The sequence below is a fragment of the Pantoea sp. USHLN256 genome (genome assembly GCF_037149875.1).
GTDB classification, from domain to species: Bacteria; Pseudomonadota; Gammaproteobacteria; order Enterobacterales; family Enterobacteriaceae; genus Pantoea; species Pantoea nemavictus.
Genome location: NZ_JBBCQO010000001.1, coordinates 707141 through 732038, shown reverse-complemented (window position 1 = coordinate 732038; position 24898 = coordinate 707141). Strand labels below are relative to the sequence as shown.

Here is a 24898-nt window from a genome sequence, read left to right as displayed (position 1 = left end):
TCGGCAGCACTGAAGATGGGTCGTTAGCTCAGTTGGTAGAGCAGTTGACTTTTAATCAATTGGTCGCAGGTTCGAATCCTGCACGACCCACCATCTCAACCCGTTGTTAGTGAGATGATTTCTTCAGTAAGCTTCACAACCTTGATGGGTCGTTAGCTCAGTTGGTAGAGCAGTTGACTTTTAATCAATTGGTCGCAGGTTCGAATCCTGCACGACCCACCATCAAGCATAAGGTTGTAAGCCCTCAACGGGTCGTTAGCTCAGTTGGTAGAGCAGTTGACTTTTAATCAATTGGTCGCAGGTTCGAATCCTGCACGACCCACCAGTTATGTAGAAAGGCGCCCTAAAGGCGCCTTTTTGCTTTTCTACGCTGATTAAAATGTTTAAATGGATTCGCTGTGTGATTGTGCACCGGCCAGATAAGGCGGGGCGGATCGCGAAGAAACCTCACATCCCTGTGGATCGGCCTCGCAAGTACTCGCCTCATCCATGAGGCTCGCCCGCAAGCGGGCAACGCTTCGGATTGTGCAAAAACTATCCTGGCGTTTATGTCCATGGCTCGGACGCTTAGCTCCTTCCGCACTCGCCTTTACTGGCCCTTAAGCTTTGTCGTTGCTTTAAATAATCGCACCGATGCATAACGAAGACGGAAGGATCGGGCGGTGGAGTAAAGCTTCCGGCGCATGGATGCGCCGGCAGAGCCTACAGGGATGTATCCACGGCGACTTTACGCAACCGCCCGATCCTTTCGGCTGTTGGCACGGTTTAATTACTTTTAATGACCTTAACCGGCGTCAGACTTTTCCAAATATGCAGCACAGCATAGCTGCGCCACGGTCGCCAAACCTGTGATAACTGTTCCGCCACTTTGGCACTCACGCCGCCAAGATTATTACGAATCGCAATATCCTCTTTCGGAAACGCATCCGGCCAACGCAGAGCGCGCATCGCAATATAACTCGCCGTCCACGGCCCAATCCCTTTCAGCGCCAGTAACTGTTGCTGAACCACATCAGGATTCACCGCACCGTTAAACCGCAAAGCGCCAGAAGCACACGCCTGCGCCAAAGCCTGAATGGCTTGTGAACGCGCACTGACAATTCCGAGGCTGGCGATATCATCAATGCTTGCCGCCGCCAGCGTCTCCGCATTGGGTGGCAAACGAGACAGCTCTGGCCACGGCGTTGCCAGCGATTCGCCAAAGCGTTGTGCCATACGACTGCTCAACGTCGTTGCGGCTTTCACGGTAACCTGCTGGCCGAGTATCGCACGCACACCCAGCTCAAAGCCGTCAAACGCACCAGGAACGCGTAAACCGGGAAAGCGCGATAAACTCTCCGCCAGTAGCGGATCGTGGCTCAGATGCTCTGCTATACGCTGTGGTTGCGCATCCAAATCAAACAGATCGCGCAGACGACGCAGTAGGGCGGGAAGCACCGGCGTCAACGACGTGGTGAATTGCACTTTCAACGACTGTTTCTCAGCAAGATGGCTCACGCGCACCCAGCCGCGACAATTGCCCAACGCCACGGTGCGTTGGTAAATGCCGCCGTTCACCCATTCCACCTCTTTCATCACGCGCTGCTGTAGAAAATCGAGTATTGCGTCCCAATCATAAGGCGGGCGATAACTCAGGCGCAGCTCGGCACTTTCCTGAATGGGAGTGACAGAATCGGGTTGGCTCTGCTTGCGTAAGCGGGAAGGCGTCATGCGATAACGTGCCTGAAACACATCATTAAAACGCCTCAGACTACGAAAGCCGCTCGCGTAAGCGATTTCCGTCACTGGCAGCGAGGTTTCAGTTAAAAGTTGCTTAGCGAGCAGCATACGGCGCGTCTGACGCAATTCTAATGGCGACACACCTAGCTCATGCTGCACTACTCGACGGAGTTGGCGCTCACTTAGGTCAAACTCGCGAGCAATCTCTGCGAGCGTCTCCTGCTCCTCCAGCAAACCTTCTTCGATGCGTCGAATCAAGCGATCGGCAATGCGATGATGACTGTCCACCGGTGCAAAGCCTGGCGCAAGCTCAGGGCGGCAACGCAAACAGGGGCGGAAATGCGCTTTCTCGGCGGCTTCAGCGCTGCTGAAAAACAGGCAGTTCTTCTGCATCGGCGCTTTCACCGGGCAAATGGGCCGACAATAAATGCCGGTTGACGTCACGCCAACGAAAAACAGCCCGTCGAAGCGACTATCGCGCGAGGTCAGCGCCTGGTAAGCAATTTCAGGATCAAACATCATGATCTCCAGCAAATAAACCGCATGGTCGCGCAAGCTGAACAGGAAAACTCGCTGCTTTCGGACAGCTAACCAGTTTATGCTGATGACCGAAAACAGCCAGTTTCTCAGGTTAGAAGTGCGATAATCGCCAACAGAGATTACGCCGGAGGTGCACTATGTATCATGCCAAAATTATCGCCACCCCTGTTGGGGAGCTCACGCTTATTGCTACTGACCACGGATTGTCGGCCATTCTGTGGGAAAACGAAGGTGCGCAGCGCGTACCGTTGACGCCGATCAGCCATAACGATCAACACCCCATTCTCTGTGAGGCGGAACGCCAGCTGCGCGAATACTTCGCTGGCGAGCGCCAGCAGTTTGATATGACATACGACACGGTTGGTACCGAATTCCAGAAAAAAGTCTGGCAAGCGCTACTCACGATTCCGTTTGGTGAAACCCGTAGCTATCAGCAAATCGCCGTTCAAATTGGTAATCCCAAAGCGGTGCGCGCGGTAGGTGCGGCGAACGGTAAAAACCCGCTGTCGATTATGGCGCCGTGCCATCGCGTGATTGGCAGCAACGGAAAACTGACCGGCTTCGCGGGCGGTCTCAGCGTTAAAGCATTCCTGCTGGAATTGGAAAGCCCACAGAAATCTGTGAGCAGCGTATTGTTGCTATAGGGCGCGCAAAAAAGAGACGACACTCTCGCGCAATTCCGCTATCGTGTTTAGCATATAAAACACGATGGCGGTTTTGATGCCGCATCATTGCCGTAGTAGGCAATTTTGTTAAATTGAGAAAACGAGAGCCGTGTCATGAGCCTGATGTTTGATCCTGAAAGCGCAATCTATCCTTTCCCGCCGAAACCGGCACGTCTCAGCCACGATGAAAAAGCCCACTATAAGAACGAAATCAAACGCCTGCTAAAAGAACGTGATGCGGTGATGGTGGCGCACTACTACACCGATCCCGAAATTCAGGCGCTGGCGGAAGAGACCGGCGGCTGCGTGTCGGACTCACTGGAAATGGCGCGTTTTGGCAGCACGCATCCGGCGAAAACCTTGCTGGTGGCGGGCGTGCGTTTTATGGGGGAAACCGCGAAAATCCTCAGCCCGGAAAAAACCGTACTGATGCCCACGCTGCAGGCCGAATGTTCGCTCGATCTCGGCTGCCCCATTGAAGAGTTCAATCGCTTCTGCGATCAACATCCTGACCGCACCGTGGTGGTGTATGCCAACACTTCAGCGGCGGTCAAAGCGCGTGCGGATTGGGTGGTAACATCAAGCATCGCGGTTGAGCTGATTGAGCATCTCGACAGCCTCGGCGAGAAAATTATCTGGGCACCCGATCGCCATCTTGGCCGTTACGTCACGCAGCAGTCCGGCGCCGATGTGCTGTGCTGGCAGGGCGCGTGCATCGTGCATGACGAATTCAAAACCCAGGCGCTGCAACGCATGAAGGCACTCTATCCGGATGCGGCGGTGCTGGTGCATCCTGAATCACCGCAGGCGATTGTCGATCTGGCCGATGCGGTGGGCTCCACCAGCCAGCTGATTCAGGCGGCGCAAAGCTTGCCGCATCCACAAATGATCGTCGCCACCGATCGCGGTATCTTCTACAAAATGCAGCAGGCGGTGCCGGAAAAAGAGTTGCTGGAAGCACCAACCGCCGGCGAGGGCGCGACTTGCCGCAGCTGCGCGCACTGTCCGTGGATGGCGATGAACGGCCTGAAAGCGATTGCTGAAGGATTGGCGCGCGGCGGCAGCGAGCATGAAGTTCACGTGGACAGCGCCTTGCGGGAGGCCGCGTTGCGACCGCTCAACCGCATGCTATCCTTTGCAGCAGATCTCAAACTCAAGGTAAAAGGGAACGCATGACGCGCACCCTTCATATTTAGGGTATAGGTACATAGCATGGACTTCTTTAGCACGCAAAATATCCTGGTTCACATCCCGCTCGGCGTGGGCGGCTACGATCTCTCATGGATTGAAGCCGTCGGCACCGTCGCGGGCCTGTTGTGCATCTGGCTTGCCAGTCTCGAAAAAATCATCAACTACTTCTTCGGTCTGATTAACGTCACGCTGTTCGCGGTGATCTTTTTCCAGATTCAGCTGTACGCCAGCTTGCTGCTGCAGCTGTTCTTCTTCGTCGCCAACGTCTATGGCTGGTACGCGTGGAGTCGGCAAACGTCCAATAACGAACACGAGTTACGGATTCGCTGGCTGCCGCTGCCGAAAGCGTTGGGCTGGGGTGCGGCATGCGTGGTGGCGATTGCCTTGATGACGGTGTACATCGATCCGGTGTTCGCCTTCCTAACCAAAACCGCGGTGGGCATCATGCAGAGCATGGGACTCAACGTGGCGATGCCGCAGCTACAGCCCGATGCGTTCCCATTCTGGGATTCGTGCATGATGGTATTGTCGATTGTGGCGATGATTCTGATGACGCGTAAATACGTTGAAAACTGGCTGCTGTGGGTGGTGATCAACGTGATTAGCGTGATGATTTTCGCCCGTCAGGGCGTGTATGCGATGTCGCTCGAGTACGCGATCCTGACGCTGATTGCCCTCAACGGTTCGCGCTTGTGGATGCAAAGCGCACGCGAACACGGCTCGCGTGCGCTATCACATCAGTGATGGTGATGGGCATGTCCTTCCAGCGCAGCATGATCATGATGATCGTGCTGCGCTGCATGACTCTCTAAACCGAGCTCGCAATCTGGTCCGCTACAGGCTTGATACTCCATCTGCACAGTGGCGTGGGCAATTTGATAGTGCTCGTGCAAATAGTGGTGAATACGTTGCAGCAAGCCGTCATGGTCGTAAGGCGGTATCACCTGCACATGCAGCGTCAGCACCGGTTTTTCACCTACTTGCCAAACGTGCACATGATGCACATTACGCACCTCATCAATATTGCGCGTCAGCTCGCGCGACAGCTTATCGGCATTGATATGGCCTGGCGCGCCTTCCAGTAACTCATGCAAACTCTCACGCAGCAGCGACCAGGCGCTGCGCACCACCAGTAATGACACCAGCAGCGAAAGAATCGGGTCAATCGGCGTCCAGCCAGTCAGCATAATGATTACGGCGGCGACAATCGCACCAACCGAACCGAGTAAATCGCCGAGCACGTGCAGCGCTGCAGCGCGCACGTTGAGATTTTTCTCTTCACTGCCGCGATGCAGTAGCCAGAATGACAGCAGATTAGCGAATAATCCGGCAATGGCGATGCCTAACATCAAACCACCGGCAATCGGCTGTGGCTGATAGAAGCGACGCAGCGCCTCCCAGACAATCAGCACGGTAATTACCAGCAGCGCGATAGCGTTAACGAACGCCGCCAGCGTGGTCAAACGCAGCAGACCAAACGTATGACGCGCATTTGGCTTGCGCTGGGCAAACTGTACGGCCAGCAGCGCCATCAGCAGTGCGGCAGCATCGGTCAACATATGTCCGGCATCCGCCAGTAACGCCAGCGAACCTGAAACCAGTCCGCCAATCACTTCGGCCACCATAAACAGCGCGGTCACGCCAAATGCGGCCGCCAGTCGCGTGCGGTTGCCGTTAGCTGAGCCGTGAGAATGAGTGTGTGCCATAATTTTCCAGTTGTTTTAGTAACCTGTTTGTTAATGATATCAGTAAATTGAGATTATCAACCTGCAACTGTTGCTGTTTAGCCTGCACAATCAGTTGCTGGCAGCGCTCGGCTAGTTCATCCATACCCAACATCAACCAGCTGCCCTTCATGCGGTGCGCCGCCTGTTCCAGTAAGGACCAGTTCTGGGTCGCGCGCGCGTTAAGCAGCGCATCACGATCCTGCTGCAGGGTACGTTGCAGAGTCTGGCAAATGCGCGGAATAAACGCCTGATTATTCTGCGCCAGAATCAGCAGGCTATTTGGCAACGCAGCCAATGGATCCATTGCCGCTCGCGCCAGCAGCGGTGCCAGATGATCGAGCTCGATCGGTTTTAACAGTAATGCTTCATCATCCTGCAGCGTCATTTTCAGCAACTGTACATCGGCAGAGCAGAGCACGCGCAGCACGTTTGTGCCACGCTGGCGCTGACGACGGCGCAGAATGCGCAGCAGGGTTAAACCATCCGGGCGCGGCATCATCTGGTCGATAAACAGCATATCAAACGGCTGCCTTTCATCTGCCTGCAGCAGCGCTCGACCCTCTTCAAACACCATTGCTTCCACGCCAAAGTTGGCCAGCTGCTGCTGCATCACTAAAAGATTGGTGGGATGATCGTCAACGATCGCCACGCGCAAATGGGAATAGCGTGGCCAGCATGCTGTGCGCTCGGTTGATGGCGCTTCACTCAGCACCAGCGGCAATTGCACCCTAACCGTGGTGCCGAGTCCCGGCTGCGAAGTCAGCGTCAGCGTGCCCCCCATGCGTTGCACGATTTCGCGGCAGATAAACAGTCCCAAACCGCTGCCTTGCACGGCATGGCTTTTGCCGGACGGCGCCTGGTACCACGGCTCGAACAGCTGCGCTTGCTCGCTGAGCGGAATGCCGCTGCCGCTATCGGTCACCGTCAGCTGTATATCTTCCTCGACCGCCAGCGACAGGCGCACTTCGCCCGCGCGGGTAAATTTTAGCGCGTTGGCCACCAGATTATTCACCACCTGCTGCAGGCGATCGCCATCCAGCAACACGCAGGCTGGTAGCGGCGTCAGCGCTTCAGCAATCAGCACTGGCCCGGTGTCACGCATCAAAGGATGATAAAACTGCTGCTGTTGCTGTAGCCAGTGCACCAGATTAAGCGGGCGTGGCGCCAGGCGGAAGCTCTGACTCTCAATGCGTGCGTGATCCTGCAGATCGTTCAACAGGGCCATCAGCGATCGCGCGCTGCTGTGCATCAGCGCCAGGCGTTCGCTCGGATGCTGCTGCTGTTCCAGCTCCAGCAAACCGAGAATCGCCTGCATCGGCGTACGCAGCTCATGACTGGCGGTGGCGAGAAACTGGCTCTTGGCAGCGTTAGCGCGCTCGGCCTGTTCGCGCTGCAGCCGGTCGCGGCGCTGTTGCCAATAGCGACGCAGCAACAAGGCTAATAGCAGCAAAATCGTCATGCCGGCGACGATCAGGATCATTAACGGAATATTGCGCATCGCCATGCTGTTACCCGGCTGTGGCGGCTGTGACCAGCTCACGCGCATCTGGTTGAGCGTGTCGGGGGGAATCTGCTGGAGTGCATGATCGAGCAGCGCACGTAACTGCGGTTGTGCAGCACTGACCTGCGGCGCCAATGGCCAGGCAATATCGCTGGCGGCAAACGCCAGATGAACGCGATTATCCTGATGACTCGCCATGCGCCAGCGCGCTGACAGCACGTTATCCACTAAGGCATCGATCTGACCACTGTTCAGCGCCTGCCACAGCTGTGCGCGATCCTCAAACAGCTGTGGCACCATGCCGGGTGGCAACAAACGCTGGGCTAAATCTGCGCGCACGATGCCAACGCGCTGGCCTTGCAGGGTTTGCCAGTTCATGGGTTGCGAAGTGGAAAGGGTATAAATCCCCCAAATGGCGCGCCAAACCGGCAAGGTATTGCTGTTGGCATCGTCGCCAAACAGCGGCTGAAACAGTTTCAGCATCACCTGCTGTTGTTGCATTAACGTGGTGGCCTGTTGCGGATTGCTAACCCAATGCGGCGTAAAGCGCAGGCCGGTGCTTTGGCTGAGCGCATTGAGCAGATCGATACCAAAGCCGCGAGCATTGCCATTGCTATCGCGATAGCTCCACGGGGCGTTATCTGCTTCAACGGCGTAAGGGATGTCAGTATGCTGCGCCAGCCACTGCTTTTCGCTGGCTGAGAGCATCAGGGTTTGCGTGTCCTGATAGCGCAACAGCGGCGGGCTCCAGCGCTGCTGTACGCGATTGCTGAACTCGGCGGGCAGCAGGCGCAGCTGGCTGTTGAGCCAGTGAATCAGGGCTTGATCGCGCGCCAAAGCGCGTAAGGTTAACTCGCTGGCGCCGGGATCGGCGGTAATCTGATAAATCTGTCCCTGCTGCAGCTGGCCGAGCAAAAAGCCCGCGCTGGCTTCGTCAGCCACCAGATAATCGCTCTGCTGATTCAGCAAGGCATACAGCGCCTGCAGATCACCCGGCAGGCTATGCCAGCGGTGCTGCTGCACAAAATCGGCTGGCAGTTGGGCCAGCGTGGCTTCAGCGATAGTGAGCTGGGCGGTCTCGCTATTGAACATCACCGCGCGCTGGTTATCGCGGTTGCGATAGATGCGAATCGGGCTGCTGTACCAGCTGTCGCTCAGCAGAATATCGGGCGGCAAGTGTGCGTGTTCGGTGCTCAACACCAAATCCACCTCGCCGCGTTGCAGCGCCGCCAGCTGCTGACTACGATCCGCATAGCTTTGCAGCGTAAAGTGGGTGCCGGTCAGTTGGCTGAGAGCACTAAGATAATCAGCATCAATTCCCCAAATGCGATCGCCGATCCGCATCGCCCATGGGGCGCTATTTTGCGCCGGAACCGCAACGCGCAACGATGCGCCGGGCCATGGCTCAGCATGCGGCGCAGGCATCATGGCAGGCAACATCACGCTGCTGGCGGGTTGCAAATCGGCTCTCGCCAGCAGACTCAGCAATAACGTACACAGCAACAGCCAAATCCTCACTGCTGCGCTTTCCACAGTTCGGCGAGTTCTACCACCGATTGCACGCCGGTTTTCTCCAGAATATTTTTCTTGTGGGTGCTTACGGTTTTATTACTGATATGCAGCTGTTCGCCAATCTGCAAATTCGACAATCCCTTCACCAGCAGCGCCACAATTTGCTGCTCTTTCTCAGTTAAAGGCAGTTCGATACGTTCTGGCAGCGGCGGGAAGGCTTGTTGGCCGCCGAGCACCGCCAAAATGGCACTGAGCAGTTGCGCCATACTTTGGCTCTTTACCACATAACCGGCGGCACCGAGCGATACCGCACTGAGCAACGTGTGGCGACTCTGCTGTGCCGAGTAGATCAATACCGGACATTGCTGATTGCGCAGGCGTAAACGGCGCAATAGCTCGAGTCCGTCGCAGTCCGGCAAACCGATATCGAGCACAATCACATCAATGTGATGCAGCTGAAGCAGTTGGCGCGCTTGCGCTTCATCGCCAGCAGCGTGAATTTTTAAGGGGATGGGGGCGTGAGCACTCGCCGCTTCCAGTGCGACGGCAACTAACGGATGATCATCAATAAGCAGCAATGAAGCCATGAATCAGTTCCTGTGAATTTCATTGCTCCAGCATAGCGGAAAAGGGCAGGGGGAAAAATAAAAGGGAGAGCCGAAGCTCTCCCTTATTTAAACTGCTGGTAACCTTATTGCGCGGTACCGTCAGTTTTATGTTTCACGTGGCCGCCACCTTCTTTAGTGTCGACTTTCTTATTCATATCCGGGCATTTGCCGTCTTTACACATGCTGTTTTTGTGAACCTGGCTGGCTGACATATTGCTTGAATCAGTGCCTGAGGTTGCCGCGCTATTAGTATTGGTGCTGCCATTGTTGATTTTGCTGTTATCAACGTTATTCGGTGGCAGGTTCTGTTTTGCATCGCCTGCTGCTGCGCCCGCTTCAGCTGCAGCATTAGCCGCGCCATTATTGTCTGAAGAGTTATCTGCAGCCATAACCGCACCGCTACCTAAAGTCATCGCTGCCGTCAGAAAGATAATTGCAAACTTATTCATCATTATGCTCCAGTAATTAATGGATAGTTGCCGTCAAACACCGGCTGGTGTTGTGTGACGAAAATAGCGTGCCGCGATGGAATAAAATTCCACCTTATACGCTTCGCTTAAATATTAAATTTTGCAAACACATCAATCCTTAGTGCTTACATTTAAAAAGCTTAGTGCATGGAAATATAAATGCAAATTTGAGATGTACATTTTAAGACGGGTACGTAATTTACACCCACCCTGTGAAGGGCTAAAGTGGGCGGGTTGCGCCCGACGGACGTTGGGCCAGAAATTTGAATGGAATGACGTATGGATTACCAGAACGACGATTTACGCATCAGAGAGATCAAAGAGTTACTTCCTCCTGTTGCCTTACTTGAAAAATTCCCCGCCACCGATAAAGCGGCTGAAACCGTAGCGCAGTCACGCCAGGCAATCCACCGCATCCTGCATGGCGAAGATGATCGTCTGCTGGTGGTGATTGGTCCTTGCTCGATTCACGATACCAAAGCGGCGAAAGAGTATGCCGCTCGTCTGCTGCCACTGCGTGATGAGCTGAAAGACGATCTTGAAGTGGTGATGCGCGTTTACTTTGAGAAACCGCGTACCACGGTGGGCTGGAAAGGGCTGATTAACGATCCCTTCATGGATGGCAGCTTCCAGATTAACGATGGTCTGCGTCTGGCACGTAAGCTGCTGGTGGATATCAATGATATCGGCTTGCCGGCGGCAGGTGAGTTCCTCGACATGATCACGCCACAATATATGGCCGATCTGATGAGCTGGGGCGCCATTGGCGCGCGCACCACCGAATCGCAGGTGCACCGTGAACTCTCCTCCGGTCTTTCCTGCCCGGTTGGTTTCAAAAATGGCACCGACGGTACCATTAAAGTGGCGATTGACGCGATTGGTGCAGCCAGCGCGCCTCATTGCTTCCTCTCGGTGACCAAATATGGCCACTCAGCGATTGTGGAAACCAGCGGTAACGAAGATTGCCATATCATCCTGCGCGGCGGTAAAGAGCCGAACTACAGTGCTGAGCATGTGGCAGCGGTGAAAACCGGTCTGGAGAAAGCGGGCCTGCGTCCGCAGGTGATGATCGACTTTAGCCACGCCAACAGCAGCAAGCAGTTCCAGCGTCAGATGGTGGTTGCCGATGACGTTGCGCAGCAGATTGCGGGCGGCGAGCAGGCGATTACCGGCGTGATGATTGAGAGCCATCTGGTGGAAGGTAACCAGAGCCTCGAAAGCGGCAAACCGCTGGTGTATGGCCAGAGCGTCACCGATGCCTGCATTGGCTGGGAAGACACGGAAAAAGCCCTGCGTCAGCTGGCGCAGGCGGTGAAACAGCGCCGCGGTTAATCGCGACATGCAATAAAAAAGGCCAGACTCGCGTCTGGCCTTTTTGCGTTTCAGCGTTCGCTTACTTGGCTTTACCCTGGTTTGCAACGGCTGCTGCTTTCGCAGCGATCTCGTCAGCATCACCCAGATAGTAACGTTTGAGCGGCTTGAAGTTTTCGTCGAATTCATACACCAACGGCACGCCAGTTGGGATGTTCAGTTCGAGGATTTCATCTTCGCTCAGGTTGTCGAGGTATTTAACCAGTGCGCGCAGTGAGTTACCGTGTGCGGCAACGATCACTTTCTCACCGCTCTTGATGCGCGGCAGAATGCTTTCGTTCCAGTACGGGATTACGCGTTCGATGGTCAGCGCCAGGCTTTCGGTGGTTGGCAGCTGTGCATCAGTCAGTGAGGCGTAACGCGGGTCGTGGCCTGGGAAACGCTCATCAGCGCGATCCAGTTCCGGTGGGGTGATGGCAAAGCCACGACGCCACTGTTTAACTTGCTCGTCACCGTATTTTGCTGCGGTTTCCGCTTTATCCAAACCTTGCAGCGCACCGTAGTGACGCTCGTTCAGACGCCAGGTTTTCTCAACCGGCAGCCAGGCCTGATCCAGCTCATCCAGCACGTTCCACAGGGTGTGGATAGCGCGCTTCAGCACGGAAGTGTAAGCGAAATCAAACACGAAACCTTCTTTCTTCAGCAGCTGACCGGCTGCTTTGGCTTCCGTGCGACCTTTGTCAGACAGGTCCACGTCGTACCATCCGGTGAAGCGGTTTTCCTGGTTCCACTGGCTTTCGCCGTGTCGCACCAGTACCAGCTTAGTTACGGCCATAGCTTTACTCCTTAATGCTCGATTTACGATTAGTATTGAAACCGGCTGCGGCCACCGAGAAGCGGCTCACTAATAGCGCCATACCATAGCGGAAAACAGCGCACTGCGTAAGCCTGTCGGCAGCGCAGTGCGCGTTTTTCATCCGGCGGCTAGTGCGACGTGAAGCGATAACGCGTCACGGACTGCCAGCTGTCGCCGGGTTGCAGCCAGCAATCGGGCTGCGGCCATTCCGTATGATTGGGCGAGTCCGGTAAAAATTCACTTTCAAGAGCAATGCCCTGGAAAGCAGTATAGCTGTCTTGCTCACGGGCGCGTGTTCCCGCCAGATAGTTGCCGGTGTAAAACTGCAGCGCCGGCGCAGCGGTAAATACGCTCAACTCTAGCTTGCCATCGGCAGACCACAAATGGGCGGCGGGCTGGCTGCTGTCGCCAGCGGTGTTGAGTAAAAAGGCATGGTCATAGCCCTTCACCGCTTTTTGATCGTCATCAGCAAGGAACTCATCGGCAACGCACTTCGGCTGGCGGAAATCAAAACTGTTTCCCGCCACCTCTTTTAGCGGCGCGTTGGGGATGCCCTCGCTATCCACCGGCAAGTAACGATCGGCGTGCAGTTGTAAGCGATGCTGGCGCGCATCACCATGATGCGCATCAAGATTGAAGTAAGCATGGTTGGTCAGATTGACCGGGCAGGGCTTATCCGTCTTCGCTTCATAACGAATCGACAGGCAATTATCATCATCAAGCTGATAGATCACGTCAGCAATCAAATTGCCGGGATAACCCTGATCGCCATCGGGCGAATCAAGGCGATAGTGCACCTCGGTTTCGCTCTGGCTGAGAATCTGCCAGCGACGCTTATCAAATCCTTCTGGTCCGCCGTGCAGCTGATGCGCGCCCTGGTTAGCGGCCAGCAGCAGATTGAGCGGCTTGAGTTCTGCCGAGGCAATACGGTTCGCGTAGCGGCCAATGGTGGCCCCAAGATAGGCATCCTGATGCAGATAATCTGATGGCGTCGCGCAGCCGAGCAGCGCTTCACGCACGCTGTGATCGCGCATCGGTACACGCGCCGACAGCCAGGTCGCCCCCCAATCCATGAAGGTTGCGACCATGCCGTTGCGATTGCGCAGCACAGTGATGCGCCATGGCTGCCCGTCTGGCGCGTGTGAATTGATATCACTTACCATTGGCCAGCTCCTGCGGACGCTTTGCACACGTAGAAGGTCTCTTTAATGCCGGTTTGCGCTTCATATTTTTCGGCCACTACCGCTTTCACGGCATCGACCAGATCAATCGGCATCAGCGCCACGATGCAGCCACCGAAACCACCGCCGGTCATGCGCACGCCGCCGCGCGGACCGAGCTCGGCTTTGACAATCTCAACCAACTGATCGATTTGCGGTACAGTGATTTCAAAATCATCACGCATTGAAGCGTGGGATTCAGCCATCAGTTCGCCCATGCGCTTCAGATCGCCCGCGCTCAACGCATCCGCCGCTTCCAGCGTGCGCGCATTTTCCGTAATGACGTGACGCACGCGCTTCGCTACCAACGCATCCAGCTCACCTTCGGAGGCGGCAAACTCTTCCAGCGTGACGTCACGCAACGCGGGTTTGTTGAAGAAGCGGGCACCGGTTTCACACTGTTCGCGACGCGTATTGTATTCGCTGCCCACCAGGGTGCGCTTGAAGTTGGAGTTGATGATCACTACCGCGACATCTTCCGGCATCGATACCGCACGCGTGCCGAGTGTGCGGCAATCCAGCAGCATGGCGTGGTCAGGTTGGCCAAGTGCCGAAATCAGCTGATCCATGATGCCGCAGTTGCAGCCAACAAACTGGTTCTCGGCTTCCTGACCGTTCACCGCAATGGCGGCGCCGTCCAACTTCAAGGCGTACAGTTGCTGGAAAACCGTGCCTACCGCGACTTCCAGAGATGCCGATGAACTCAAGCCTGCGCCCTGTGGCACGTTGCCGCTGATCACCATATCCACGCCGCCAAAGCTGGCATCGCGTTTCTGCAGATGTTTCACCACGCCGCGCACGTAGTTGGCCCACATCGGCTCTTTTAACGGCGCAATGGGCGCGTCCAGCGAGAAACTGTCTTGCTGATTGTCGTAGTCGACCGCAATCACGCGCACTTCGCGGTCATCGCGTTTGGCGCAGGCAATCACCGTTTGGTAATCGATGGCGCACGGCAGCACGAAGCCATCGTTATAGTCAGTGTGTTCGCCGATCAGATTCACGCGGCCCGGCGCCTGAATACTGTGCGTAGGTTGATAGCCGAAGGTGTCAGCGAAAACCTGTTGAGTAATGGATTTTAAAGACATTTATTGCGCCTCGCGGAAATGGACATCGCTGACAGAACGCAGACGTTCAGCTGCCTGTTCCGCCGTTAAATCACGTTGGGTTTCGGCCAGCATTTCATAGCCAACCATAAATTTGCGTACCGTGGCTGAACGCAGCAGCGGCGGATAGAAATGGGCATGCAACTGCCAATGGTCGTTGGCTTCACCATTGAACGGTGCACCATGCCAGCCCATCGAATAAGGGAAGGAGCACTGGAACAAATTGTCGTAGCGGCTGGTCAGCTGCTTGAGTGCCAGCGCCAGATCGGTGCGCTGCGGCTCGGTGAGATCGGTAATGCGTTTTACGTGGGCTTTTGGCAGCAGCAGCGTTTCAAACGGCCACGCGGCCCACCACGGTACTACCGCTAACCAGTGCTCAGTTTCTACCACCGTGCGGCTGCCATCGTTCAGCTCGCGCGCCGTGTAATCCACCAACAGCGGTGAGCCTTTTTCATCAAAGTAACGTCGCTGATTGTCATCTTCTTTTTGCGCTTCGTTTGGCAGGAAACTGTTGGCCCAAATCTGGCCGTGCGGATGGGGATTCGAACAGCCCATCGCCGCACCTTTGTTTTCGAACACCTGCACCCAAGGATAGTGTTGGCCGAGGTCGGCGGTCTGTTCTTGCCAGGTACGGACAATATCTTCCAGTCCGCTCAGCGGCAGTTCTGGCAGCGTTTTGCTGTGATCCGGCGAGAAGCAGATTACGCGACTGGTGCCGCGCGCACTTTCGCAGCGCATCAACACATCGTCGCTCTGCGGCGCGTCGGGGGTATTGGTCATTAGCGCGGCAAAATCATTGGTGAACACGTAAGTGCTTTTATAGTTGGGATTGATGTCACCGGTGATGCGGGTGTTTCCGGCACAAAGGAAACAGTCGGGATCGTGTGCCGGTAACTGCTCCAGTGCCGGCGTTTCTTGCGCACCTTGCCACGGACGCTTAGCGCGATGGGGTGAAACCAGCACCCATTGATCGATCAATGGGTTATAGCGGCGATGCGGATGATCGACCGGATTAAATTTTTCCATGATGAGTCCTGGTAAACGGCAAACAGATAAACAAGGTTTTGATCAAAGTAACACAAAGACCCGCGTGAAAGCGTGATCCAGTCTGGATAAATGGTATCGTTTACACAAGGTGACGATTCTCATTTTGTGGGGTTATCGTTGCTATTTGCTTAATTACCAGGCAATGGAATGGTAGCGGTTACATTGGTGAGTGATTTTATTTCGATGCGCATTAATGGGCACCCTACGAAAGCTCATTGTAGGGTCGCCATTAATGGCGACCGCCAATTACCGCAGCGATTCTTGCAGGAAACCGTAACCTTGTTCTTGCGCGACAAAACTCAGGCGATGAGTGATGCACTGCGGAGCATCTTCGGCGTGATGTGATACAAACAACAGCTGCGTGCGGCCTTCGCCAATCAGCACATCGACAAAACGGCGCACCAGCTGGCGGTTAATCGGATCCAGCCCTTGCAGCGGTTCATCGAGGATCAGAAGCGTCGGGTGTTTTACCAGCGCACGCGCAATTAGCACCAGCCGCTGTTGTCCCCACGACAAACTGTGGAACGGCGCATCGGCCAGCTGATTATCCATCCCGAGCAGGGCCAACCACTGGCGTGCCAGCGCTTTTTGCCGATCCGACACCGCCTGATACAGGCCAATGGAATCAAAGAAACCCGAGAGCACCACGGTGCGCACATTGCAGCTGACGCGATAATCAAGGTGCAGGCTACTGCTGACGTAACCGATGTGCTGCTTGATATCCCAAATGGTTTCACCGCTGCCACGGCGGATGCCAAACAGCGTCAAATCATTGCTGTAGCCTTGTGGATGATCGCCAGTGACTAAACTGAGCAGGGTGGATTTGCCCGCGCCGTTCGGCCCGGTAATCTGCCAATGTTCGCCAGGATTCACTTGCCAGCTCAGGCCATTAATCACCGCTTTATCGTTGTAGGACACCACCCCGTTACGCAGAGTCACGCGCGGCGCATCTTCAGCTAATTGTGGCAGTTGATCAGGTTGATCCGCTTCCGGCAGCGCCATGCCAGCCAGCTGCTCACTGTGCGCCAGCTGTGCCACCAGCGCTTCGGCCAGCACGGCACGATGTTCGCCCACATGCGTCAGCGTGCATTCGGCCAGCACGCCCACTTTCTCAACGAAATCAGGAATATCGTCGAAGCGATTTAGCACCAGCACCACGCTGTAACCGTTGCGGTGCAAATCGTTGAGGGTGTTTGCCAGGCTGGCGCGCGACGCCACATCCAGTCCATCAAAAGGCTCATCAAGAATGAGCAGATCTGGCTGCGCCATCAGCGCCTGACACAGCAGCGTTTTGCGCGTCTCGCCAGTGGAGAGATATTTGAAGCGGCGATCGAGTAGATAAGTGATACCAAACTGCTGCGCCAGTGCCTGACAGCGCGTCTCGTCTTTCACCTCGTCCTGAATGATTTGTGCCGCAGTGCGGCCCGTATCATCTTCGCCTTCACTGAGCATATCGGTGTTATTACGTTCCCACTCATCGCTGACCAGCTGCTGGAGCTGCTCCAGCGACAGGCGCGTACGGCGCTGAAAATTCTGCTGCACGCTGCCTTTACCGGGCAGCAGCTCGCCGGAGAGCGCGCGCGCCAACGACGATTTGCCGCTGCCATTGGCGCCGACAAAAGCCCAGCTTTCGCCGCTGTTAAGGGTTAAATCGTTGAGTGACAGTGCTCGGGTGGCGCTAAGGTGAAATATGCCTTGCGAAATTTGCAATGAAGCCATGATGTATTCCGTTTTATGCATCGTGTTGCTCAGTTTTAGCCAGCGATGCAGGTGAAGTCAAATCATGGTGGAGATTTCAGAGCAGTGTGGCGATGATGGCGTGTTCAGCATTAAAACTGGCGGTGACGCTGGCGCCAGGCTGCAGATTCTGCTGTTTAACCTCATCGTTAGTGACGGTGGCGCACAGCGTTTCGCCGCTTGGCAGGGCCATCAATACTTCACTGACCTGCTCGCCGGGTTCGATGGCACTAATCTGCGCCGCCAGCTGGTTATCGCTGCTGCCTGCCGTGCTGCTAACCTGAATCCACGGCGCTTTAATTAACACCAGCACCTCTTTACCGCTGTCGAGCTGCAAACGTTCGGCGCTGCGCTCGGTGATCGCCACCTGTAAACGTGTGGTGCCGTCGGCGAGCAGTACCTCAATGTGCTGCTGCACCTGTTGATGGTCGCTGGCTAGCACCGTACCAAACAGCTGGTTGCGTGCGCTGGTTTGCAGCGAAAAACGCGCAATCGCCGCTAACAGGCTATCGAGCGGTAAACTGTCGCTTTGCAACGCGTCAAAGGCTTTCTGCTGAATCTGTTCCATCAGTTGGAAAAGCTGAATCAGCCGCTCACCATACTGCGTCAACTGCGCGCCGCCGCCGCCTTTGCCACCGGTGGCGCGATCAACTAAAGTTTGATCGGCCATCTGATTCATCTCGTTGATCGCGTCCCAGGCACTTTTGTAGCTGATGCCCGCCAGCTTTGCGCCCTGGCTAATGGAGCCGGTTTGCTGCACGCGTTTCAGCAGCTCAATACGGCGCGGATCGGCAAACAGCTTCTGCTGAAGACGAATATGAAGAGAAAGTTCTGCCTGCATGTCAGCTCCTTAGGTTAATCCGCTCAGTTTACTGCTTAAAAGTAAAAGCACGAAAAGGGCAGTGCGTTTTTTTCTCTAACCGTTACAATCACTTTTTTATTTTCTGCGTGAGGTTTCCATGCTGGAACTGTTAAAAAGCCTGGCTGTGGCTATCATCATGGTGCCGATTGTGATGGCGATTATGCTCGGTCTGATTTACGGCCTGGGTGAAGTTTTCAACGTCATCTCTAAATTTGGCCGCCGCGACGATCGTCCCGCCAACAGCTCGCAACACTGATTTCCCAACGCCCGCACCCTGCGGGCGTTTTGTTATTAACTTCCGTAAAATCCTGCCGATAACTATCTCATGACGCATTTGTGCCGACGTTGTATTATCAAATATATAACGTAACAAGGAGCAACAAATGCAAAAAAATCATTACCGTTTGGCTGCTATCACTGTACTGACGCTTTCTCTGGCCGGTCAGGCGGTTGCTGCGGAAAAAATCACCGTGTTCGCTGCCGCGTCACTGACGAATGCGTTGCAGGAGATCGCCACGCAGTATCAAAAGAAAACCGGCGTTGAAGTGGTCTCTTCATTTGCCTCTTCATCGGTGCTGGCGCGTCAGATTGATCAGGGTGCGCCTGCCGATCTGTTCATCTCCGCCGACCAGCAGTGGATGGACGATGTGGTGGCAAAAAACAGCGTGGTGACCAATACGCGCTATACGCTGCTTGGCAACGATTTAGTGCTGATTGCCCCAAAAAGTGATGCAGCCAAAGCGGTGACCATTGATAGTAAAACCGACTGGAAAAGTCTGTTGAAAGGCGAGCGACTGGCGGTGGGCGATCCCGATCACGTACCGGCCGGGATTTATGCCAAAGAAGCATTACAAAAACTGGGTGCGTGGGACGCTTTATCCCCGCAGCTGGCGCCGGCCAATAACGTGCGTGCCGCGCTGGCGTTGGTAGAGCGTAATGAAACGCCTTACGGCATTGTCTATGGTTCGGATGCGGTTGCTAGTCAGAAAGTGCAGGTAGTGGGACGTTTCCCGGAAGATAGCCACAAGCCGGTGGAATATCCGATGGCGATCGTCAAAGAACATCAGAACGCAACGGTAACCGCCTTCTATAACTATTTGCAGGGGCCGGATGCCGCTGCCGTATTTAAACAGTATGGATTTACGCCGAAGAAATGATATTGAGCGATCCCGAATGGCAGGCCGTGTTTCTCAGCCTGAAAGTGTCCTGTGTAGCGGTGCTGTGCAGCTTGCCGTTTGGCATCATGATGGCCTGGATTCTGGCGCGCTGCCGGTTTCCGGGCAAAACTTTGCTGGATAGCCTTGTTCATCTGCCCTTGGTGCTGCCGCCGGTAGTGGTGGGCTATCTGCTGCTGATCGCCTTAGGCCGACGTGGTTTCATCGGCGAATGGTTGTATGACTGGTTCGGCTTCACTCTCGCTTTCAGCTGGCGCGGCGCAGTCGTCGCGTCGGCGGTGATGGCCTTTCCCTTGATGGTGCGAGCAATTCGCCTCGCGCTGGAAGCGGTCGATAGCAAACTGGAGCAGGCGGCACGCACGCTCGGTGCCGGGCGCTGGCGCGTGTTCTTCACCATCACCATTCCGCTCACCTTGCCGGGTATTATTGTCGGTACGGTGCTGGCTTTTGCTCGCTCGCTGGGCGAATTTGGTGCCACAATCACCTTTGTTTCCAACATTCCCGGCGAGACGCGCACCATTCCGTCGGCGATGTTTACCTTGATCGAAACGCCAGGCGCCGAAGGCACCGCTGCGCGACTGTGTGCGGTGGCAATTGCGTTGGCGCTGATGTCGCTGGTGGCTTCTGAGCTGCTGGCGCGCTGGGGCCGTAAGCGGCTGGGAGCGGCGTAATGCTACATCTGCACATTTCTCAGCAGTTGGGTCATCACCTGCTCGAGGTTAACGTCAATATTCCCGCTAGCGGTATCACCGCCATTTTTGGTGTGTCGGGCGCGGGGAAGACCTCGTTGATTAACGCGATTGGTGGCTTAACGCAGCCGCAAAGCGGGCGCATTGAATTGAACGATCGTTTGCTGTTTGATTCAGCATCGCGCGTGAATTTGCCGCCGGAAAAGCGTCGCATCGGCTACGTATTTCAGGATGCGCGGCTATTCCCGCACTATCGCGTACGCGGCAATCTGCAATACGGCATGGCACCGTCGATGAAGTCACAGTTCAACGCGCTGGTGGCGCTGCTCGGCCTTGAATCGCTGTTAACGCGCTATCCGGCATCGCTGTCGGGCGGCGAAAAACAGCGCGTGGCGATTGGCCGCGCCTTACTCACTGCGCCCGATATTTTGCTGATGGACGAACCGCTGGCGTCGCTGGATCTGCCGCGCAAACGTGAACTGATGCCCTATCTGCAAAAGCTGGCTAAGCAGGTCGATATTCCGATTATGTACGTGTCGCACAGCCTCGATGAAATCCTGCAGCTGGCGGATAACGTACTGGTGCTGGATGCGGGCCAGGTGAAAGCCTTTGGCTCGCTGGAGAAGGTATGGAGCAGCACGGCAATGCGCCCCTGGCTGCCGCTTGCCGAGCGCACCAGCGTGCTGCGCGTGCAGGTGCTGGAGCAGCATCCGGATTATCCGATGACGGCGCTGTCGCTGGGCGATCAGCATATTTGGGTCAGTCGCGTGAACCAGCCGCTGAAAACACCGCTGCGCATTCGTATCGCTTCAGCCGACGTTTCGCTGGCGCTGCAGCCGCCGCACAACACCTCGATCCGCAATATTTTGCCGGCGCAGGTTGTCGAGCTGCTGGAGATTGACGATCAGGTGGAAGTAAAACTGCGCATCGGCATTAGCGAGCTGTGGGCGCGCATTTCGCCGTGGGCGCGGGATGAGCTGGGCATCCGGCCCGATCAGTGGTTGTATGCGCAGATTAAGAGTGTGTCGATTGCGGCATGATTTATTGCACGGTTTGATAAACACCGCGCAATAAATTGCGCCGCTACATCCTACGGTTACAGGATTTCCTGGTTAATCACTTCGGCGATGCCCGGCTCCAGATTGGTGCCAATCACCTTTTTAGCGCGTGCTTTGATGGCGTCATCGGCATTGCCCATCGCCACACCTAATCCTACCTGTTCCAGCATGCTGAGATCGTTGTAGTTGTCGCCAAATGCCAGCACGTCTTGCATGCTGAAGCCCTGACTTTCCACCCACTGCGCCAGACGCTTGCCTTTGCTGTTGCCGCCTTTGGCGATATCCACCTGATCATGCCACGACCACTCACAGGCCAGCCCCAATTCCGCTTCGGTGCGCTCGGCAAACTGCTGCAGCGCACGCGTATCCGGATGCGACAGCGCGAATTTCCAGATCGACGTGGCTTCCATTGCGGCCTGCGCCAGACTGGGCACCTGCAGAAACAGCGGACGCTGCGCTTCCGGCAGCGATTGCGCCCAGTTTAGCGTTCGCGTTACATGACCTGTTGGCGTCTGATACAGCATCGCATCATCAACATACAGCAGACCATGGATGTTCTCTTCATCCAGCATCTCAATCACATGGGCGGCTTTGTTTTTCTCAAGCGGATCGGCAGCCAGCACCTTTTTCGCCGGATAATCATACAAATAGGTGCCATTACAGCAGATCGCGGGTGTATCGAGCTTAAGTGCCTGATAAAAAGGGTGGATGGCGCAGTGGTGGCGACCGGTAACGATCAACACTTTCACGCCCGCCTGTTGTGCGCGGGCCAGCGCTTCGATGGATTCAGGCAGAATGGTTTTATTCGGGGTCAGCAGGGTGCCGTCGAGGTCAAGGGCGATTACGCGGTAGCTCATTACACTTTCCGTCCGGGAGTTGGCAAAGCATTGAGTCTACACCCGGCAGCGGCCCTGAGACAAAAAACAGGGCACAAATGAATCCAGCGCGACAAAATGAAACGCGCTACAGTTATCCCTTTCATCAGGCAGCGAATAAGGAAAACGCATGAAACAAGTCGTGTATACCGCCAGTCCCGAGAGCCAGCAGATCCATGCCTGGCAGTTGCAGGAAGATGGCGCACTGACGTTATTGCAGGTAACGGATGTTGCCGGCCAGGTGCAGCCAATGGTGGTGAGCCCGAAGAAAGATTTTCTCTATGTGGGTGTTCGTCCGAATTTTCGCGTGCTGGCGTTCCGCATTGCGGCCGACGGTACCCTGAGCCTGGCCGGTGAAGCGCCGTTGCCGGGCAGCCCAACGCACATCTCTACCGATCGTCACGGCAACTACCTGTTCTGCGGCTCGTATAACGATGCCTGCGTCAGCGTCAGCCTCATTGGTAGCGATGGCTTGCCGCAGGCACCAAGCCAGGTGATTAACGGCTTAGACGGTTGCCACTCGGCAAACATCGACCTGAACAATCAAACGCTGTTTGTACCGGCCTTGAAGCAGGATCGTATCTGCCTGTACCAGCTGAATGCTGACGGCACCCTGGCACCGCGTGAGCAGGCGCAGATCACCACCGTTGAAGGCGCGGGGCCGCGTCATATGGCTTTCCACCCGAACGGCGCGTATGGCTACGTGGTGAACGAACTGGATAGCACGGTCGATGTCTGGGCGCTCAACAACGTGCACGGTCAGGTTGAGCGCGTGCAAAGCCTCGATATGATGCCGAAAGATTTCAGCGATACGCGTTGGGCGGCTGATATTCATATCACGCCAGATGGACGCTTCCTCTATGCTTGTGACCGCACCAGCAGCACCATTACGGTGTTCAGCATCAGTGAAGATGGTGCCGTGCTGGCGATTGAAGGCTTCCAGCCAACTGAAACGCAGCCGCGCGGTTTCAACATTGACCATAGCGGCCAATATCTGGTTGCGGCGGGACAGAAATCGCACCATATCGAAGTGTATAAAATTCAGGAGCGCGGCCTGCTGAATCCGCTGGCGCGTTATGCGGTAGGACAAGGCCCGATGTGGGTGGTGATTCACGCACTGGGTTAATCAATCAAAAACGGCTCCGAGGGCGCCGTTTTTATATCAGGCATACTTCACGGTAATTGATGCACTCGCCAGCGCATGAAAATGCACGTTAAAGCCGACCATCGCGCCGCTGGCACCTTCATCCACTTCAATCTTGTCGGTATCCAGCGCATGCACCGTAAAGATATAGCGATGCGATTCGCCCTGCGGGGGTGCCGCACCACCATAGCCGGTTTGGCCAAAATCGGTGCGCGTCTGAATGGCGCTCTCCGGCAGCTCTGCCACGCCAGAACCGGCACCTTGCGGCAGCACGGTCACCTCGGCGGGGATGTTCGCTACCACCCAGTGCCACCAGCCGGAACCGGTTGGCGCGTCGGGATCGTAGCAGGTCACGACAAAGCTCTTAGTGCCCGCCGGGACATCATCCCACGCCAGATGGGGTGACAAATTGTCGCCCTGATAACCCATGCCGTTGAAAACGTGTCGTTCTGGCATCTTATCGCCATCGTTAAAATCCTGGCTGAATACGCGCATGATCTCTCCTGTTTAGTGTGCAGTGTTCTCAATCATGGTGGAAATGCGCCGCAACATCCAGTGCCGCGCTGAGCGCTTGCGTCAGCTGCGTCAGTTCGGCGGCAGAAATCAGATAAGGTGGCATCAGATAAATGAGGCGGCCAAACGGGCGAATCCACACGCCGCGCTCGACGAAGAACTGCTGCAGCGTCGCCATGTTCACCGCCTGATGGGTTTCGACAACGCCAATGGCGCCCAGCACGCGTGCATCGGCCACCGCGCTATGGCTGCGCAGCGGCAGCAGCTCGGCCCGCAGCTGCTGTTCGATAGCCGCTACCTGTGTCGTCCAGTGACCTTCATTAATCATTGCCAGACTTTCCACCGCCACCGCACAGGCCAGCGGATTGCCCATAAAGGTTGGGCCGTGCATAAAGCAGCCAGCCGCGCTGCGGCTAATGGTATCGGCGACTTCCCGCGTGGTTAGCGTAGCGGAGAGCGTCATGGTGCCGCCGGTGAGCGCTTTGCCGAGGCAGAGAATGTCCGGCGTGATACCCGCATGTTCGCAGGCGAACAGTTTGCCGCTACGACCAAAGCCGGTGGCGATCTCATCGGCAATCAGCAGTAATCCGTAGCGATCGCACAGCTCACGCACCTGCTGCAGATAACGCGGGTGATAGAAGCGCATGCCGCCCGCGCCTTGCACAATCGGTTCGAGAATGACTGCCGCAATCTCGCGATGATGCGTTTCTGCCAGCTGCGCGAAATCGGCGAAATCCGCCTCATTCCACCCATCATCGAATGCGCACTGCGGCGCATTGGCAAACAGGTGTTCCGGCAGATAACCGCGCCACAGGCTGTGCATCGAGTTTTGCGGATCGCACACCGACATGGCGGCAAATGTATCGCCGTGATAACCCCGCTTCAGCGTGAGAAATTTCTGCCGCGTTTGATTGCGTCCCAGCCAGTATTGCAGCGCCATTTTCATCGATACTTCGACGGCGATCGAACCCGAATCGGCGAGGAATACGCACTCTAGCGCGTCGGGCGTCATGGCAATCAACTGGCGGCTCAGCTCAACCGCCGCCGGGTGGGTAATACCGCCGAACATCACGTGCGACATCTGCGCCATTTGCTGCTGCAGCGCCTGGTTGAGACGCGGATGGTTGTAGCCGTGAATCGCCGCCCACCACGACGACATGCCATCAACCAGTTCACGTCCATCAGCCAGCTGCAGCTGACAGCCGTGCGCTGCCACAACCGGATAACAGGGCAGGGGATCGCGCATCGACGTATAGGGATGCCAGATATGCTGGCGGTCAAAGTTGAGGTCGTCCTGAGTGAACATGCGTATTGTAAACCATTTTAAAAAGATTTAGTTTACAAGTATAACCACGTTAATCGTCGGGATGAACCC

At 55.8% G+C, this 24898-nt stretch carries 23 protein-coding genes and 3 tRNA genes; 12 read left to right on the top strand and 14 right to left on the bottom strand.

Annotation, left to right across the window (positions count from 1 at the left end):
* The first annotated feature begins 17 nt into the window (after nt 1-17).
* From WFL93_RS03435 to WFL93_RS03425, 3 genes are all read left to right on the top strand, one after another.
* A tRNA-Lys gene (locus WFL93_RS03435) sits at nt 18-93 on the top strand.
* Between the two features lie 53 nt (nt 94-146).
* A tRNA-Lys gene (locus tag WFL93_RS03430) sits at nt 147-222 on the top strand.
* Between the two features lie 27 nt (nt 223-249).
* Nucleotides 250-325 (top strand) — tRNA-Lys (locus tag WFL93_RS03425).
* A 440-nt stretch (nt 326-765) separates the two neighbouring features.
* On the opposite strand, the gene WFL93_RS03420 is transcribed toward WFL93_RS03425, so the two are convergent.
* Entirely contained in the window at nt 766-2238 is a 1473-nt protein-coding gene (locus tag WFL93_RS03420) for an AlkA N-terminal domain-containing protein (RefSeq protein WP_336777403.1), read from the bottom strand.
* 158 nt (nt 2239-2396) lie between these two features.
* Here WFL93_RS03420 and WFL93_RS03415 point away from each other — a divergent pair, with 158 nt between their 5' ends.
* The 3 genes from WFL93_RS03415 (at nt 2397) to pnuC (ending at nt 4859) form a co-directional block, all read left to right on the top strand.
* Nucleotides 2397-2903 carry a methylated-DNA--[protein]-cysteine S-methyltransferase gene (locus tag WFL93_RS03415; RefSeq protein ID WP_336777254.1) on the top strand — a complete coding sequence of 169 codons (507 nt, stop codon included), beginning with the start codon at nt 2397-2399 and terminating at the stop codon, nt 2901-2903.
* A 135-nt stretch (nt 2904-3038) separates the two neighbouring features.
* Nucleotides 3039-4100, top strand: coding sequence for a quinolinate synthase NadA (nadA, locus tag WFL93_RS03410; protein WP_336777253.1), 1062 nt, complete (start codon nt 3039-3041; stop codon nt 4098-4100).
* A gap of 36 nt (nt 4101-4136) precedes the next feature.
* Complete coding sequence (gene pnuC / locus WFL93_RS03405) at nt 4137-4859, top strand: nicotinamide riboside transporter PnuC (RefSeq protein ID WP_007890629.1); 723 nt, start codon at nt 4137-4139, stop codon at nt 4857-4859.
* Here pnuC and zitB read toward each other — a convergent pair.
* The 4 genes from zitB to WFL93_RS03385 form a co-directional block, all read right to left on the bottom strand.
* Complete coding sequence (gene zitB / locus WFL93_RS03400) at nt 4853-5821, bottom strand: CDF family zinc transporter ZitB (RefSeq protein ID WP_049850919.1); 969 nt, start codon at nt 5819-5821, stop codon at nt 4853-4855. The two genes, pnuC and zitB, sit on opposite strands and share 7 nt — an antisense overlap.
* A complete protein-coding gene (locus tag WFL93_RS03395) occupies nt 5790-8876 on the bottom strand; it encodes a hybrid sensor histidine kinase/response regulator (protein ID WP_336777252.1) in 3087 nt (1028 codons plus the stop codon). Before WFL93_RS03395 ends, zitB begins: the two co-directional genes overlap by 32 nt.
* Complete coding sequence (locus WFL93_RS03390; protein WP_049850921.1) at nt 8858-9442, bottom strand: response regulator transcription factor; 585 nt, start codon at nt 9440-9442, stop codon at nt 8858-8860. The genes WFL93_RS03395 and WFL93_RS03390 overlap by 19 nt, the downstream gene beginning before the upstream one ends.
* 104 nt (nt 9443-9546) lie before the next feature.
* Entirely contained in the window at nt 9547-9912 is a 366-nt protein-coding gene (locus WFL93_RS03385; RefSeq protein ID WP_200902249.1) for a YbgS-like family protein, read from the bottom strand.
* 300 nt (nt 9913-10212) lie between these two features.
* On the opposite strand from WFL93_RS03385, the gene aroG reads away from it, so the two are divergent.
* Nucleotides 10213-11265 carry a 3-deoxy-7-phosphoheptulonate synthase AroG gene (gene aroG, locus WFL93_RS03380; RefSeq protein ID WP_180823275.1) on the top strand — a complete coding sequence of 351 codons (1053 nt, stop codon included), beginning with the start codon at nt 10213-10215 and terminating at the stop codon, nt 11263-11265.
* 61 nt (nt 11266-11326) lie between these two features.
* Here the strand turns inward: aroG and gpmA are convergent, their stop codons facing one another.
* The 6 genes from gpmA to modE all read right to left on the bottom strand — a co-directional run bounded on the left by gpmA (nt 11327) and on the right by modE (nt 18048).
* Nucleotides 11327-12079 carry a 2,3-diphosphoglycerate-dependent phosphoglycerate mutase gene (gene gpmA / locus WFL93_RS03375; protein ID WP_008109047.1) on the bottom strand — a complete coding sequence of 251 codons (753 nt, stop codon included), beginning with the start codon at nt 12077-12079 and terminating at the stop codon, nt 11327-11329.
* Nucleotides 12080-12228: 149 nt separating this feature from the next.
* Nucleotides 12229-13263 carry a galactose-1-epimerase gene (galM, locus tag WFL93_RS03370; RefSeq protein ID WP_049850923.1) on the bottom strand — a complete coding sequence of 345 codons (1035 nt, stop codon included), beginning with the start codon at nt 13261-13263 and terminating at the stop codon, nt 12229-12231.
* Nucleotides 13257-14405 (bottom strand): galactokinase, encoded by a 1149-nt coding sequence (galK, locus tag WFL93_RS03365; RefSeq protein WP_336777251.1) that lies wholly within the window; start codon nt 14403-14405, stop codon nt 13257-13259. Before galK ends, galM begins: the two co-directional genes overlap by 7 nt.
* A complete protein-coding gene (gene galT, locus WFL93_RS03360) occupies nt 14406-15449 on the bottom strand; it encodes a galactose-1-phosphate uridylyltransferase (RefSeq protein WP_007890620.1) in 1044 nt (347 codons plus the stop codon). It lies immediately after the preceding gene.
* A 267-nt stretch (nt 15450-15716) separates the two neighbouring features.
* Complete coding sequence (gene modF, locus WFL93_RS03355) at nt 15717-17189, bottom strand: molybdate ABC transporter ATP-binding protein ModF (protein ID WP_336777250.1); 1473 nt, start codon at nt 17187-17189, stop codon at nt 15717-15719.
* A gap of 76 nt (nt 17190-17265) precedes the next feature.
* Nucleotides 17266-18048: a molybdenum-dependent transcriptional regulator gene (gene modE, locus WFL93_RS03350; protein ID WP_007890617.1), complete on the bottom strand. Its 783-nt coding sequence runs from the start codon at nt 18046-18048 to the stop codon at nt 17266-17268.
* Nucleotides 18049-18166: 118 nt separating this feature from the next.
* Between modE and WFL93_RS03345 the strand changes: the two genes are divergently transcribed.
* The 4 genes from WFL93_RS03345 (at nt 18167) to modC (ending at nt 20973) form a co-directional block, all read left to right on the top strand.
* Complete coding sequence (locus WFL93_RS03345) at nt 18167-18325, top strand: AcrZ family multidrug efflux pump-associated protein (protein WP_007890616.1); 159 nt, start codon at nt 18167-18169, stop codon at nt 18323-18325.
* Between the two features lie 127 nt (nt 18326-18452).
* Nucleotides 18453-19226 (top strand): molybdate ABC transporter substrate-binding protein, encoded by a 774-nt coding sequence (modA, locus tag WFL93_RS03340; protein ID WP_336777249.1) that lies wholly within the window; start codon nt 18453-18455, stop codon nt 19224-19226.
* A complete protein-coding gene (modB, locus tag WFL93_RS03335) occupies nt 19223-19915 on the top strand; it encodes a molybdate ABC transporter permease subunit (RefSeq protein ID WP_007890614.1) in 693 nt (230 codons plus the stop codon). Before modA ends, modB begins: the two co-directional genes overlap by 4 nt.
* Nucleotides 19915-20973, top strand: coding sequence for a molybdenum ABC transporter ATP-binding protein ModC (gene modC / locus WFL93_RS03330; RefSeq protein WP_336777248.1), 1059 nt, complete (start codon nt 19915-19917; stop codon nt 20971-20973). Before modB ends, modC begins: the two co-directional genes overlap by 1 nt.
* 56 nt (nt 20974-21029) lie before the next feature.
* On the opposite strand, the gene WFL93_RS03325 is transcribed toward modC, so the two are convergent.
* Nucleotides 21030-21848 (bottom strand): pyridoxal phosphatase, encoded by an 819-nt coding sequence (locus tag WFL93_RS03325; RefSeq protein WP_336777247.1) that lies wholly within the window; start codon nt 21846-21848, stop codon nt 21030-21032.
* Between the two features lie 148 nt (nt 21849-21996).
* Between WFL93_RS03325 and pgl the strand changes: the two genes are divergently transcribed.
* Complete coding sequence (pgl, locus tag WFL93_RS03320) at nt 21997-22992, top strand: 6-phosphogluconolactonase (protein ID WP_336777246.1); 996 nt, start codon at nt 21997-21999, stop codon at nt 22990-22992.
* Between the two features lie 36 nt (nt 22993-23028).
* Here the strand turns inward: pgl and WFL93_RS03315 are convergent, their stop codons facing one another.
* Both WFL93_RS03315 and bioA read right to left on the bottom strand, forming a co-directional pair.
* Nucleotides 23029-23505: a kinase inhibitor gene (locus WFL93_RS03315; protein WP_007890610.1), complete on the bottom strand. Its 477-nt coding sequence runs from the start codon at nt 23503-23505 to the stop codon at nt 23029-23031.
* Between the two features lie 28 nt (nt 23506-23533).
* The gene (gene bioA, locus WFL93_RS03310) at nt 23534-24829 is read right to left on the bottom strand and encodes an adenosylmethionine--8-amino-7-oxononanoate transaminase (RefSeq protein ID WP_336777245.1); all 1296 of its coding nucleotides are present in this window, start codon (nt 24827-24829) and stop codon (nt 23534-23536) included.
* Between the last annotated feature and the right edge of the window lie 69 nt (nt 24830-24898).